This is a genomic window from Microbacterium gorillae, from assembly GCF_050990725.1.
GTDB lineage: Bacteria > Actinomycetota > Actinomycetes > Actinomycetales > Microbacteriaceae > Microbacterium > Microbacterium gorillae_A.
Genome location: NZ_CP158844.1, coordinates 994398 through 1008526 on the forward strand (window position 1 = coordinate 994398; position 14129 = coordinate 1008526).

The 14129-nt window shown below is 67.2% G+C and carries 12 protein-coding genes; 7 read left to right on the top strand and 5 right to left on the bottom strand.

All coding sequences use genetic code 11. The features are described 5' to 3' along the window. Positions 1-100 precede the first annotated feature (100 nt). The 3 genes from rplM to glmM are packed head-to-tail and all read left to right on the top strand — an operon-like array spanning position 101 to position 2418. Positions 101-547: a 50S ribosomal protein L13 gene (gene rplM, locus ABTV68_RS04350; RefSeq protein ID WP_433676399.1), complete on the top strand. Its 447-nt coding sequence runs from the start codon at positions 101-103 to the stop codon at positions 545-547. A gap of 26 nt (positions 548-573) precedes the next feature. Beyond that, complete coding sequence (gene rpsI / locus ABTV68_RS04355) at positions 574-1044, top strand: 30S ribosomal protein S9 (RefSeq protein WP_231090562.1); 471 nt, start codon at positions 574-576, stop codon at positions 1042-1044. 15 nt (positions 1045-1059) lie between these two features. Beyond that, on the top strand, positions 1060-2418 hold the full coding sequence (glmM, locus tag ABTV68_RS04360) for a phosphoglucosamine mutase (protein ID WP_433676400.1): 1359 nt from the start codon (positions 1060-1062) through the stop codon (positions 2416-2418). A gap of 91 nt (positions 2419-2509) precedes the next feature. Here glmM and ABTV68_RS04365 read toward each other — a convergent pair whose 3' ends face one another. Together ABTV68_RS04365 and ABTV68_RS04370 are read right to left on the bottom strand one after the other, a co-directional pair. Then, entirely contained in the window at positions 2510-3433 is a 924-nt protein-coding gene (locus tag ABTV68_RS04365) for a Ppx/GppA phosphatase family protein (protein ID WP_433676401.1), read from the bottom strand. Between the two features lie 103 nt (positions 3434-3536). Further along, entirely contained in the window at positions 3537-4502 is a 966-nt protein-coding gene (locus ABTV68_RS04370; protein WP_433676402.1) for an acetylxylan esterase, read from the bottom strand. Between the two features lie 97 nt (positions 4503-4599). Between ABTV68_RS04370 and ABTV68_RS04375 the strand changes: the two genes are divergently transcribed. The 4 genes from ABTV68_RS04375 (at position 4600) to ABTV68_RS04390 (ending at position 10080) form a co-directional block, all read left to right on the top strand. Further along, positions 4600-6153 (top strand): family 43 glycosylhydrolase, encoded by a 1554-nt coding sequence (locus tag ABTV68_RS04375; RefSeq protein WP_433676403.1) that lies wholly within the window; start codon positions 4600-4602, stop codon positions 6151-6153. Between the two features lie 202 nt (positions 6154-6355). Further along, entirely contained in the window at positions 6356-7351 is a 996-nt protein-coding gene (locus ABTV68_RS04380; protein WP_433676404.1) for an ABC transporter permease, read from the top strand. A 15-nt stretch (positions 7352-7366) separates the two neighbouring features. Continuing rightward, positions 7367-8299: a carbohydrate ABC transporter permease gene (locus ABTV68_RS04385; protein ID WP_433676405.1), complete on the top strand. Its 933-nt coding sequence runs from the start codon at positions 7367-7369 to the stop codon at positions 8297-8299. A gap of 29 nt (positions 8300-8328) precedes the next feature. Beyond that, positions 8329-10080 (top strand): ABC transporter substrate-binding protein, encoded by a 1752-nt coding sequence (locus ABTV68_RS04390; protein ID WP_433676406.1) that lies wholly within the window; start codon positions 8329-8331, stop codon positions 10078-10080. 54 nt (positions 10081-10134) lie between these two features. On the opposite strand, the gene ABTV68_RS04395 is transcribed toward ABTV68_RS04390, so the two are convergent. The 3 genes from ABTV68_RS04395 to ABTV68_RS04405 are packed head-to-tail and all read right to left on the bottom strand — an operon-like array spanning position 10135 to position 14074. Continuing rightward, entirely contained in the window at positions 10135-10746 is a 612-nt protein-coding gene (locus tag ABTV68_RS04395) for a YesL family protein (protein WP_433676407.1), read from the bottom strand. After that, positions 10743-11738 (bottom strand): LacI family DNA-binding transcriptional regulator, encoded by a 996-nt coding sequence (locus ABTV68_RS04400; protein WP_433676408.1) that lies wholly within the window; start codon positions 11736-11738, stop codon positions 10743-10745. The genes ABTV68_RS04395 and ABTV68_RS04400 overlap by 4 nt, the downstream gene beginning before the upstream one ends. Then, positions 11738-14074: a glycosyl hydrolase family 95 catalytic domain-containing protein gene (locus ABTV68_RS04405; protein WP_433676409.1), complete on the bottom strand. Its 2337-nt coding sequence runs from the start codon at positions 14072-14074 to the stop codon at positions 11738-11740. Before ABTV68_RS04405 ends, ABTV68_RS04400 begins: the two co-directional genes overlap by 1 nt. Positions 14075-14129: the final 55 nt, after the last annotated feature.

Below are 14129 nucleotides of genomic sequence, written 5' to 3' on the forward strand. Positions count from 1 at the left end.
GAGCCCTCCACCGGTCAGTTCGCACGGCCTCGCTGTGAGAACCGCCACGGGAGTGGGATTCACGAACCTCTCCGTTCGACACAAAGAAAGCAGCACTATCGTGACGCGCACTTTCACTCCGAAGGCTGGCGAGCTCCAGCGTGAATGGCTGGTCATCGACGCGACTGACGTCGTGCTCGGTCGTCTGGCCTCCCACGCCGCCGCCCTCCTTCGCGGCAAGCACAAGGCAACCTTCACCAACTTCATGGATGCCGGTGACTTCGTCATCATCATCAACGCCGACAAGGTCGCCCTGACCGGTCAGAAGCTCCAGAAGAAGATCGCCTACCGTCACTCGGGTCACCCGGGTGGTCTCAAGGCCGTCGCCTACTCCGAGCTCCTCGAGAAGAACCCGGTTCGCGCCGTCGAGAAGGCTGTTCGCGGCATGCTGCCGAAGAACTCGCTGGGCCGCGACCAGCTGAGCAAGCTGAAGGTGTACGCCGGTGCCGAGCACCCGCACGCCGCTCAGCAGCCCAAGACGTACACGTTCGACCAGGTCGCCCAGTAAGCGCCGCTCTCCAAAAGGACACACTCGTGGCTGACATCGAAACTCCGCAGAACTACTCCACCGAGACGCCGGCTGAGGCCGCCGTCGAGGCTCCCCGTCCCGTGCTCTCGGTTCCCGGCGCTGCCGTGGGTCGCCGCAAGCAGGCCATCGCCCGCGTGCGTCTGGTCCCCGGTTCGGGCACCATCACGGTCAACGGCCGCACGGTCGAGGACTACTTCCCGAACAAGCTGCACCAGCAGCTGATCAACGACCCGTTCACCATCCTGAACCTGGCCGGTGCGTACGACGTGATCGCTCGCATCGCCGGTGGTGGCCCCTCGGGTCAGGCCGGTGCGCTTCGCCTCGGCATCGCGCGCGCTCTCAACGAGATCGACCGTGAGAACAACCGCCCGACCCTGAAGAAGGCCGGCTTCCTGTCGCGCGACGCTCGCGTCAAGGAGCGCAAGAAGGCTGGTCTCAAGAAGGCCCGTAAGGCGCCTCAGTACTCGAAGCGTTAAGGTTCGGACCTTCCGATGCCGCTGTTCGGCACGGACGGGGTGAGGGGGCTGGCCAACGGCCCCCTCACCGCCGACCTGGCGCTGTCCCTGGCCCAGGCGACTGCTGTCGTCCTGGGCCAGGGCCGTTCTGCAGAAGCGCGACGCCAGGAGGGCAAGCGTCTCACTGCAGTCATCGCTCGGGACCCTCGGGTGTCGGGTGAGTTCCTGTCCGCGGCCGTTGCCGCGGGTCTCGCCTCCTCCGGCGTCGACGTCTTCGACGCCGGCGTGATCCCGACTCCCGCGCTCGCGTTCCTCGTGGCCGACACCGGTGCCGATTTCGGCGTCGTGGTGTCCGCCTCGCACAACCCGGCGCCGGACAACGGCATCAAGATCTTCGCCCGTGGCGGCGTGAAGCTGCCTGACGAGGTGGAGCTGCGCATCGAGCAGGCCCTCACCGGACCGAAGCTGCAGCCGACCGGGTCCGGGGTGGGTCGCATTCGCCGTTTCTCCGATGCCGAGGACCGCTACCTCATCCACCTCCTGGGTTCGCTGCCCAACCGTCTGGACGGCATCCACGTGGTGCTGGACTGCGCGCACGGTGCCGCCTCCGGTGTCTCTCCCGACGCGTTCCGCGATGCCGGTGCGGAGGTCACCGTCATCGGTGCCGACCCGGACGGCCTCAACATCAACGACGGTGTGGGCTCGACGCACCTGGACAACCTCGCGGAGGCCGTGGTGCGCCTCGGCGCCGATGTGGGAATCGCCCATGACGGCGACGCTGATCGCTGCCTCGCGGTGGACGCTGAAGGCAACTTCATCGACGGTGACCAGATCATGGCCATTCTCGCGGCTGCCATGCACGAGCGCGGTGTACTCACGGATGATGTGCTGGTCGCGACCGTGATGAGCAACCTCGGTCTGCACCGAGCCATGGGCGAGCGCGGTATCACCGTGAAGACCACGGCGGTCGGTGACCGCTACGTGCTCGAGGAGATGAACGACGGCGGCTTCGCCCTTGGCGGCGAGCAGTCCGGCCACGTGATCATGCGGGAGTTCGCCACCACCGGCGACGGCGTGCTCACGGGCCTGCACCTGGTGGCCGAGATGGCACACCAGAAGAAGTCGCTGGCCGAGCTCGCGCAGATCATGACGATCTACCCGCAGGTGATGGTGAACGTCCGTGGTGTCGACCGCGATGGCGTGCACGGTGATGACGAGATCGCCGCCGCCGTCGCCGCCGTCGAGGCGGAACTCGGCGACACGGGGCGCGTGCTGCTGCGTCCGTCCGGCACCGAGCCGCTCGTGCGCGTGATGGTCGAGGCCGCCGACGAGGACTCCGCTCAGCGTCACGCCGCAGCCCTCGCCGCGGTCGTGAAGTCCCGCCTGGCGATCTGATCGCGAAACACGATCTGACGCCGAAACACCCAAGCAAGTCCGAGAAACCCCGCGTTGCAGGGTTTCTCGGACTTGCTTGGGTTTCTCGCGTCTAGAGGGACTCGATGTAGCGCAGCAGGACGCCCTCGCGGAGCGCCCACGGGGACGCCTCCAGCTCCTCCACGCCGAGCGCGAGCATCGCCTCATGCAGCACCACCGCACCCGCCACGATCTGGAACGTGCGATCCGGGGTGATGCCGGGGAGGATATGTCGCGATTCCGCCGGCAGCTTCGCCAGGCGCGGCACCCAGTCACCGAGTTGATCTCGCGAGAGCGTCACGCGGTCGGATCCCGCCCACCCGGTGAGCACGTTCCCGGCGAGACGGGCGAGCGAGCGGATGGTCTTCGAAGAGCCGACCACGTGATCCGGCGCCGGCTGGTCGGCGAACGCCGCGGCGGCGGGCCGCAGCAGGCGACGGGCGTGCTCCCGCAGACGCTCGACAGCCTCATCGCCCGGGGGATCCAGTGGCAGATGCTCGATCGTCATCCGACCGGCACCCAGCGGAAGCGACAGCGCCACATCGGGAGCCTCCTCGCTGCCCGAGGCGATCTCCAGGGACCCGCCCCCGATGTCGAACATGAGCAGCTGCCCCGCCGACCAGCCGAACCACCGGCGCGCGGCGAGGAAGGTGAGCTCCGCCTCCGCAGATCCGCTCAGCACCTGCAGGGAGTGTCCGAGTCGTGCTTCGATCTCGGCGATCACCGCCGCGCCGTTGGTCGCGTCCCGCACGGCGCTCGTCGCGGTGGCGAGCAGGTCGTCCGGTCGCTCGTCGTCCAGAATCTCGCGCGCCCGGGTGACCGCGGCGATGATCGCGTCGACCCCGGCGGGCGAGATCGAGCCGTCGGGTTCGAGGAAGCGCATCAGCCGCAGAACGGCCTTCTCGCTCACCGACGCGATGGGTCGCCCGCCGGCGTGGATCTCCGCGATCAGCAGGTGGACGGTGTTCGAGCCGATATCGAGGACCCCGAGGCGCATCCGCACAGCGTATCGCCCGTCATCCCCACCACGACAAACCCAAACAAGTCCGAGAAACCCCGCGTGGCGGGGTTTCTCGGACTTGCCTGGGTTTGTCGGGGTGTCAGAAGCGCTCGGCGAGCCACGAGGTCTGACGCAGCCACTGCACGGCCTGACCACCCTCGTGACCATTGAACGGGTACACCTCGATGTCGGCGTCGCCGGATGCGAGGTGGTTGAAGGCCGCGAACACGCTCGACGGCAGCACGACGTCGTCCATCAACGCGACGGAGAACAGCGCGGGCGCGGTGATACGACGAGCGAAATTCACGCCGTCGAAGTACGACAGCGTGCGGAACACGTTGTCGACCTCGCCGCGGTGGACGGCGAGATACCGCACGATCTCCGGGAACGGCAGCACGGGAGTCAGCTCGACCGAACGACGGAAGTGGCAGAGGAAGGGGACGTCGGGCATGACTGCGGCGACGTCGGGATGCAGCGCCGCGGCAGCCAGCGAGATGCCGCCGCCCTGGCTGCCTCCCGTCACAGCGATGCGCGAGGGGTCGACGAAAGCGAACTCACGAACGGCGTCGATCGCCAGCACCGCGTCGGTGAACACCCGGCGGTAGTAGTACGTGTCGGGGGAGTCGATGCCTCGCGTCATGAAACCAGGAGCGGCGCCCGCGGAGCCGTGCGGGTCCGGGGTGTCGCCGCCGGATCCCCAGCTCGATCCCTGGCCGCGGGTGTCCACGAAGACGTGTACATAGCCGGCCGCCGCCCACTGCAGCTGCTCGCCGGCGAGGCCGCGACCGCCGCCGTAGCCGATGAACTGCACCACTGCGGCGCGCGGGGTCTCGTCCTTCGGGCGCGTCACCCACGCGCGAATCGGTTCGCCGCCGAAGCCGCTGAACGTGAGGTCTTCCACGATCAGCTGGTCGATCGGCGTCTCTGCCAGGACCAGGGTGGAGGGCGTGCGCAGCGCACGGGATTCGGTCAGTGTGCGCTCCCAGAACGCGTCGAAGTCTTCGGGTTCGGCGACGTCGGGTCGGAAGGTACGCAGGTCATCGAGGGGGAGATCAGTGAGGGCCACCGCAACACCGTAGCGCACCGGGACGGAGGTGTTGAAACGTTTGCGTCGATGCGTTTCGCCTTCTACGATCGATGTTCGAAGCGCTTCGACATTCGAAGTGCTCACCCACGACAGCGCCGCCGCGGGGTGGCGCGGATTCGGAAGCACCATGGCGCCCACGGCACGCTCCAGCGCAGACACCCCGATCATCCCGGGATTCTTCCCGGACCCCTCCATCTGCCGGGCGGGGGAGGACTACGTCATCGTCCACTCCACATTCGAGTACTCACCGGCCGTGCCGCTGTGGCACAGTCGCGACCTGGTGAACTGGACGCTCGCGGGGCATGCGTTGGACGGCGACCCACGCTTCGTGCCCGGGAATGCCCGTGCGGGCGGCGGTGTCTATGCGCCCACGATCCGGCATCATGATGGTCGCTTCTGGATGATCACCACGGACGTCTCCGGCGGCAAGGGCCAGCTCATCACCTCGGCGACCGAAATCACCGGGCCTTGGATGCCCTCCGTGCGCATCGACGGCATCCTCGGCATCGATCCCGACCTCGCGTGGGATAGCGACGGCACGTGCTACGTCACGTTCAGCTCCAACGACCAGCGTGCTCCCGGCATCGCCCAGGTGCGGGTCGACCTCGCCGAGGGCCGGGTCATCGAGGGTCCGTACACCGTCTACGAGGGAACCGGCGCCGCCTATCCGGAGGGACCGCATCTGTTCCGTCGCGGCCCGTGGTGGTACCTGCTCTTCGCCGAGGGTGGCACCGAACGCGGCCACTGCATCAGCGTGGCGCGCGGGACCTCGCCGACGGGGCCGTTCCACGCCAACCCGAACAACCCGATCCTCACGCGCCGCAGCACGACATTCCCCGTGCAGAACACCGGCCACGGAGACCTCGTCGAGTGCGTCGACGGCTCGTGGGCGCTGGTGTATCTCGGCGTCCGGCCCCGCGGCGGCACCCCGATGTGGCACACCAACGGGCGCGAGACGTTTCTCGCCGGGATCGACTGGGTCGACGACTGGCCCGTGGTCGTTCCCGATCGATTCGACCTCCCGGACGCCTCCACGGGCTTCGTCGACCGCTTCGACACCGACCGGCTGGATCTGCGGTGGATCTCGCCCGGCCCGGCGATCGCCGAGTTCGCACACCCGACATCCGATGGCGTCGTGATCTCTCCCGCGTCCAGTCAGCACGGCGTGCCCGGTGTGCTCGCGACGCGTACCCGCGATCTGGCATGGCGGTTCGAGGCGGAGCTCGCCGCGGGCTCCACGGGGACCGTCCATCTTCGCATGGACGATCACCACTGGTGCGAAGTGCGCCGGACGTCTACCGGTGTGGAGGTGGAGGTGGTCATCGGGCAGGTGCGGCAGGTGTTCCTCGCGGACAGCCGCGACCCGGCGGTGCTGTGCGTCGCGGCGCTTGCTCCAACCTTCGGCGGCCCGGACGATCTGACGTTCGCGGTGCGCGACGCAGACGGGGAGCGGGAACTCGCCCGCATCGACGGCCGATACCTGTCCACCGAGGTCGCCGGCGGGTTCGTCGGACGCGTGATCGGCCTCCGTGCGTTGCACGAGCCGGCGGTGTTTCGGCAGGCGCGATACGAGCCCGGCGAGGACCCGGCCGTGCCGGTGTGGAACATCGACGAGCCGCCGACGGCGTGAGAGCGCTCCCAATTGTTACCTGGGCGTTACCGTCCCCCGTTTGACGAGCCGCCCTCTTCCCGCTTATCTTCAATCGAAGCGATTAGTCGAAGCGGTTCGACAACGAAGGTCGGCAACCGTGACATCGCACAGCACGAAGGAGTGAGATGAACATCCACGACCTGTCCGCGCGGGGGACGCAACGATCGGAAGGCTCCGCGTGGTGACCGCGGGGCCGGTGACCACGACACTCGCGGCCACCCTGGATGAGGGATCCGACCCGTCCGCCAAGAAGCAGCGACGCATTGCGCGCGCCGCCGGAGGACGCAAGTCCTACGGCATGTTCTTCTGCATCGTGCCCTTCCTGGTGCTGGTGTTCCTGTTCTCCTATTTCCCGCTTTACGGCTGGATCTACGCGCTGTACGACTACCGTCCGGCCCTCGGCCTGTCGGGCAGCGAGTTCGTCGGATTCCAGTGGTTCCAGATGCTGGTCAGCTCGCCCACCCAGATGGCGCAGATCGGCAAGGTGCTGCTGAACACGCTCGCGATCAGCTTCCTCGGGATCCTCACCTCGATCCTGCCGCTGCTGTTCGCGGTGTTCCTGAACGAGGTGCGGGCGCCGTGGTTCCGCAACCTGGTGCAGACCCTGACGACGCTGCCCAACTTCATCTCCTGGGTGCTGGTCTACATGATCGCCTTCTCGCTGTTCTCCAGCTCGGGGCTGGTGAACGGAATGCTGGTCGATTCGGGGCTGGTGACCGCGCCGGTGAAGTTCCTGGACACCGCGGACAACATCTGGCTCACGATGACGCTGTGGTCGATCTGGAAGGGCCTCGGGTGGGGCGCGATCATCTACCTCGCCGCCATCTCGGGCATCGACCCGAGCCTGCATGAGTCCGCGCGCATGGACGGCGCCGGACGATTCCAGACCATGTGGTACGTCACCATCCCGCAGCTGATGCCCACCTACATCGTGCTGTTGCTGCTGTCGGTGGCAAACCTCCTCAACAACGGCATGGAGCAGTACTTCGTCTTCCAGAACGCGTTCAACCGCGACTGGATCCAGGTGCTCGACCTGTACGTCTACAACATCGGCATGACGGGCAACAGCCTCTCCATGGCCACCGCCATCGGAATGCTCAAGAGTGTGATCTCCGTGATCCTCCTGTTCACCGTCAACGGGATCGCCAAGCGCGTGCGCGGCGAGTCCATCATCTGAGCCGGGAGCGCTGCGATGACGACAACGACCATTCCCACGCGACGCCCCGTGCATCGTCCGAGCATCGGGGACGTGGTGTTCACCACGGTGAACTCCCTCGTTTTCCTGATCCTCGTGATCCTGTGCGCGTACCCCTTCTACTACCTGATCATCAACTCGGTCTCGGCGAACGACGTGTCCGCGCTGGGGGATGTCCGCTTCTGGCCGATCGGGGTGCAGTTCGCCAACTACGAGCAGGTCTTCCAGCTGCCCGGTCTCTCGCAGGCGGCACTGGTGACCATCGGCCGCACCGTGATCGGCACGGCCGCGACGGTGCTGGCCTCCGCGTTCCTCGGGTTCATGTTCACCCAGCGACGGATGTGGGGACGCCTGTTCTGGTACCGCTTCGTGATCGTGACCATGTACTTCTCGGCGGGTCTGATCCCGGTGTTCATCATCATGAAGAACCTCGGACTGACGAACAACTTCTGGGTCTACGTGCTGCCGTTCGTGGTGCAGCCCTTCTTCATCATCCTGGTGAAGACCTACGTGGAGTCCATGCCGGAGTCGCTCCAGGAAGCGGCGGAGCTGGACGGCGCGAACATCGTGCAGATCTTCTTCCGCGTGTACCTGCCCAACATGACCCCGATCCTGGCGACGGTGGCCATCTTCGCGGCGGTGGCTCAGTGGAACAGCTTCCAGGACACCCTCATCTACATCACCGATCAGAACCTGTACACGCTGCAGTACCAGCTGTACATGTACATCAACCAGGCCTCGAGTCTCGCTCAGGCCGCGCAGCAGGCGGGTGGCGACCTCAGCGCCATCGCCGGCGCTGCCACCTCCCAGACGCCCACCTCGATCCGCATGACCGTATCCGTTCTGGTCGTGCTGCCGATCATCTTCATCTACCCCCTGTTCCAGCGCTTCTTCGTGAAGGGCATCATGCTTGGCGCCGTCAAGGGCTGACCGTCGAGCGCAGAGAGAAAGGAATCGTCATGAATCTGAAGAGGAGGATCGCCACCCTGGCGATCGGCCTACTCGCCGCCGGGTCACTGGCCGCGTGCTCCAACGGCGGAGGCACCACGGCCCAGGAGCCGATCACCGCGTTCCCCGATAAGTGGGACACCGAGATCACCATCGACGTGTTCGACGGCCTGGCCAACTACATGGGCATCCAGAACGGCTGGTTCGCCGAGCTGGTCAAGGACAAGTTCAACATGAAGCTGAACATCATCGCCCCGAATGTGGCGGGCGGTGGTGACACCCTCTACAACACCCGTGTCTCCGCGGGTGACCTCGGGGATCTCATCATCACGGAGAAGGGCAAGAAGCTCGACGAGCTCATCCAGGGTGGTCTGGTGATGGACACCACGCCGTTCGTCCCGGCGATGACCAACGTGAAGAGGTTCGATACCGCCCTCACCCACCTCAACGATGGCAAGGACGGCACCTACGCCTTCCCGACCTCCGTCTCCTCGCTGAAGCCCACCGAACCGTCCGAGGGCAACGACCCCACGTTCGGACCGTTCCTGCGCTGGGACCTCTACGCGAAGGCGGGCTACCCGAAGATCGACACGCTTGAGGACCTGCTGCCGGTCCTCAAGCAGATGCAGGATCTGGAGCCGACCGCGCCGAACGGCAAGAAGGTGTACGCCCTGTCGCTGTTCAAGGACTGGGACGGCAACATGATGAACAACGCCAAGCAGCCCATCACCTACTACGGCTACGACGAGGTGGGATTCGCCCTGGCGAAGGCCGACGGCTCCGACTACCAGGGCATCCTGGACTCGGACGGCATGTACCAGCGGGTGCTGGCGTTCTTCAACAAGGCGGCCCAGATGGGACTGGTCGACCCCGAGTCGACCACGCAGAACTACGACACCCTGTACTCGAAGTACCAGAACGGTCAGGTGCTCTTCTCGTTCTGGCCGTGGCTGGGGCAGACGGCGTACAACACCGACGCCAACATCCAGGCGGGCAAGGGGTTCGAGATCGCTCCGCTGGCCGACCAGAAGATCTTCTCCTACGGTGCCGAGGCCTACGGCGGCAAGCCGATCATCGCGATCGGATCGAAGGCCGACGACCCGGAGCGCATCGCCGCGTTCATCGACTGGCTGTACTCGTCGGAAGGCGCGTACTCCAACAACAGCCAGACGATGGGTGCTGCCGGTCCCGAGGGGCTGACGTGGAACAAGAACGCCTCGGGCGAGCCGGAGCTGACGGATTTCGGCAAGCAGGTCTTCCTCGAGGGTGCGGGCACGGTCCCGGCCGAGTGGGGCGGCGGCGACTACACCGACGGCACCTCCGCGTTGAATGTCACCACCGTGCTGCCGGTGGACACCGACCCGGGAACCGGATTCGCGTTCAGCTACAAGATGTGGCCGAGCTACCAGGCGCTGGTGGCCAGCCCGCTGAGCGAGGACTGGTCGGCGCACATGGGTGACGCCCCCACCACGATGGACTACCTCAAGGCCAACGACCAGTTGCTCGTTGCTCCCGGCGCCAGCTACACCGCCCCGGCGGACAGCTCGGAGATCGAGACCCTGCGCAACCAGGTGAAGGCGATCATCGTGCAGAACTCGTGGCAGATGGTGTTCGCGGAGAGTGACGCGCAGTTCGCGTCGCTGTGGAGCGACCTACAGAGCACGGCGAGCGGCCTCGGCTACGACAAGGTGCTGGAGGTCGATCAGGCCAACGCTCAGGATCAGAACTCCCAGCGCGAGGCGATCGCGAAGGAACTCGGCTGATCGAATGAAGAACGGGCCCCGGAGCAGCTGCTCCGGGGCCCGTTCTCGTGTCCGTCAGGCAGCCGGCTGGTGGCGGCGGAAGACGCCGCGCAGGAGGAACGCGGTGCCATAGGCGCCGATGGAGCAGCCGATGGTGGCGAGGATGATCGTGAACGGCGGCATGATGACACTGAGTGCAACCAGCGTCACGGGGATGAGCACGATGCCGAGGGTGCGCACCGGCTCGGCGAAGGGCAGCAGGAACGCGTTCTTCAGCGTCTGACGGAACGTGTTCACGTGCGTGGCCGCGAGGGCGAACGCGTACAGCGTCGCCGCGAAGACGTAGGCGGCGGCCAGGCCCGAGAGCAGCGCGGCGGCGAGGCCGATGGTGCTCGGGCTGGTCAGCCAGAACACGGCGGAGATCACGAGCAGCGCCAGCGGGATCGCGCAGGTGAGCCACAGCGCGGTGGCTCGCAGGAAGTTGCGGGCGAAGGCGGGGAGGAAGTCGTTGAGCGGCCGCCCGCTCTCCTCGTCGGAGAAACGGATCATGACCTCGTACAGCGCGGTAGTTGCGGCACCGATGGTCACGATCGGAACGCACAGCACGAGGTAGAGCACGTTGAGCAGGATGAGCGAGACGAACGTGCTGAGCCCCTGCAGCCCGCGATCTTCCGGATTGAGCTTCATGACGTGGTCGCCGTGGTCGCCGCCGCGGCGGACTGGAGGGAAGGTGGCAGCAGCTGCACCCGCGCGGTCTCGGCTCCGTCGAGCAGCTGCAGCAGGGTCCGTGTGGCGTGCACGCCGATGTTCGACGCCGGGATGTCGATCGCATCGGCGAGGCCGGGAACCGATCGCGACAGGTCGGCCGGGCACAGTGCGATGACATCGCGGTGATGCCCCTCGTCGCCGATCAGTCGCGGTGCCACGTGCGGCAGAGCGCCCTCGTTATGCAGCAGAACACCGGTGATATCCGGGTTCTCCTCCAGCAGGCGGGCGACGACCGGCACCGCCTCGGCGTCGCTCGGGCACGGGTGCACGCTCGCCGTCACGCCCTGCTCCTCCGCCGCGCCGACGAAGCCGGCCACCAGGCGATCGGCATACGACGTGTGCCGCTCGAGCACCTCGGCGGGGGCTCCCACCAGCGCGATGCGCGTGTTGCCGAGCTCGATGAGGCGCGTGGCTGCCAGCCGTCCCGCAGCCTCGAAGTCGAAGTCCACGCAGGTGATCGGAGCTGTCGTGGTGGGAAGCCCGACCAGCACGCTCGGGGTGTCGAGCTCGGCGAGCGTGGTGATGCGGGGGTCGTCGGATTCGACATCCATCACGAGCAGCGCATCCACCTGCGACCCGCGAGTGGCCCGCGTGAGAGTGTCGGGGCGATCGTCGGTGAGCAGCAGCAGGTCGTATCGGTTCGCGCGTGCCTCTTGCACCATGCCCGCGACGATCTCCATCACCACGTGCACATCAACGCCGCTTCGCAGCGGAGCCTGCAGTCCGATCACGTTGGTGGCTCGGGACGCCAGCGAGCGGGCGCTCGCGTGCGGGCTGTAGTTGAGCTGCTCGATGGCCTGCTCGACCCGCTCGCGGGTCTCCTGCGAGATCGTGCGCTTGCCGCTCATGACGTACGACACGGTGGAGATGGAGACTCCGGCAGCGGCTGCGACGTCGGCGATGGTGGGCATCAGAGGTCCTTCGAATCGGCCGAGTCGTGTCGGATGAGGACACGTTGGTCGGGGCTCACGGTGTGGGCGGTCTCGGGTAGACCGGGTCCGGTGACGCGGACGGTCTGCGGCCGTGCGCTGCGCAATCGTACTTCGGTCACCCTACCGCTGCGCCATTGCAGGTCGACGGTGATCCCGCCGCGGGCTCGCAGGCCCCACACCTCCCCGTCCGGCCAGGCGGAGGGGAGGGCGGGGAGCAGGTCGATGCGACCCTCGTGCGACTGCAGGAGGGCTTCGGCGATCGCGGCTCCGAGGCCGAGGTTGCCGTCGATCTGGAACGGAGGATGAGCGCTGAAGAGGTTGCGATACACCCCGCCGCGATGAGCCATGCCGTCGGCGATCGCCGGGCGCTGGGACATCAGAAGCTGGTCGTGGACACGTTCGCCGTCGCGCAGCCTCGCCCACATCGCGGCGCGCCAGGCCAGCGCCCAACCGGTGGTCTCGGCTCCCCGCGCGAGGATGGTGCGAGCCGCGGCATCGGCCAGGTGGGGGGTGCGCTCCCGCGAGATCTGCGTCAGGGGGAACAGACCCACGAGGTGCGACAGGTGCCGGTGGTCCGGCTCCGCATCCTGGGCCGGCGGTCGCGACGCGTCCCATTCCTCGATCCGCCCGTCGGGACGGACGGTGAGGGCGGGTAGCAGGGCGGTGAGTGCCGTCAGCTTCGCGATCCAGGCGTCGTCGCGACCGAGGATGGTTGCTGTCCGCTGGCAGAGGGCCGCCAGCTCGCGCAGGAGAGTGGCGTCCATCGTGACCGAGGTCGTCACCGCGCCGACCGTGCCGTCGGCGCGGACGAAGTTGTTCTCCGGGGACGTGGACGGGCTCGTCCATGCGCGTGTTCCGTCGGTCTGAATCCACTCCCGCGCGAAGTGGGCGGTGCGCTCCAGCACCGGCCAGGCAGCGGCCGCTGCAGCTGCGGGATCGGCAGAGAAGTCGATCCGGTCGCCCAGGTGCAGGGCCAGCCACACGCCGCCGAGCGGCCACGTGGACCACGCCGTGTCGCCGGCACCGGCACCCACCGCACCGGCATGGCCCCAGGGGTCGGAATTGTGGTGCATCACCCAGCCGCCCACGCCGTAGAGCTCGCGCGCCGTCGTTGCGCCCGCACCGGCGGAGACGCGGTCGATCCAGTCGAGAAGCGGATCGTGGGTCTCGCTGAGGTTGGTGACCTCGGCCGACCAGTAAGCCATCTCAAGGTTGATGTTGGTGGTGTAGCCACTGGACCAGGGGCCCGGCAGCTCGGCGTTCCAGATGCCCTGCAGATTCGCCGGCAGACCACCGGGCCGAGAAGAGGACAACAGCAGATAGCGCGCGTAGTGGAACAGCAGTGCGCTGAGGCCTGAGTCGGCACGGTGTTGGGCACGATCCACGCGGTCGTCCGTGTCGATCTCGGTGACGTCGTCCGGAGACGGCAGCACCAGGGCGCACCGATCGTAGAGCTCGCGGTGAGCGTTCACGTGCGCCGCCTGATCGGGATCGGGGGCGGCGATCCGCGAGGCCGCTGCGAAGACGTCTGCGGTGGCGTCGCCGGTCGCGGTGCCGATCACGAGCACATGAACCTGTCGCGCATCGGTGACCGTGCGGCCGCCGGTCGCGGTCAGCGGGCCCTCGGCGCGCACCACCACGGCACCGCGTCGGCCGGCGTCGTGGTCGTAGCGCATCGGCTCATCCGTCACCGCGTGCGACGGCGCCAGCGTCACGGGCAGATGCAGGCCCAGGGTGAGGGCTCCTGCAGCTACCCGCGGAGGATCGGACACCTCCAGCAGGCTGTCCAGGGCGAGGGCGATGCGGACCGGCTCCGGTGCCGAGATGCGGTGCACGAGGGCGCCTGTGACGGCATCAGCCCAGGTCTCGTGTCGGATCCCGTCGTAGACGTGGGCCGCGACGGCGGTGCGCAGATCCAGTGTGCGCACCGTGGCGTCGAATGCGGGCTCATCGGGCGTCGGCGCGTCGAGCACCGTGACATCGAGGGTGGCCAGTGGCAGGTACGCCTCCGCCCACGTCGTCTGCTGCCGGCGCAGGAGTCGATCCGCCTCGGCATGATCGCCATTGTCCACAGCCCTGCGCACGGCGGCCAGAGCCGCGGGGCCCCGATCCACAGCCCCGACGAGCGGGTCCGTCTCCACGCCACCAGACCACGCGGTCGCGTCGTTGAGCCACAGCCGATCGCCCCCGCGCCTGCCCGCGCACATCGCGGCGCGATGCCCGTTTCCGACGGGCAGCGCGTCGGTCCAGATCTCGACCGGACGGCGGTATCGCAGCGTGTGGAGAGCGTCATGGATCTCCGTGGACATCGACATCTGGTTAGTATAACTTCTCAGTGTTGAAACGCTTCGACAATTCGCGTCGATGGAG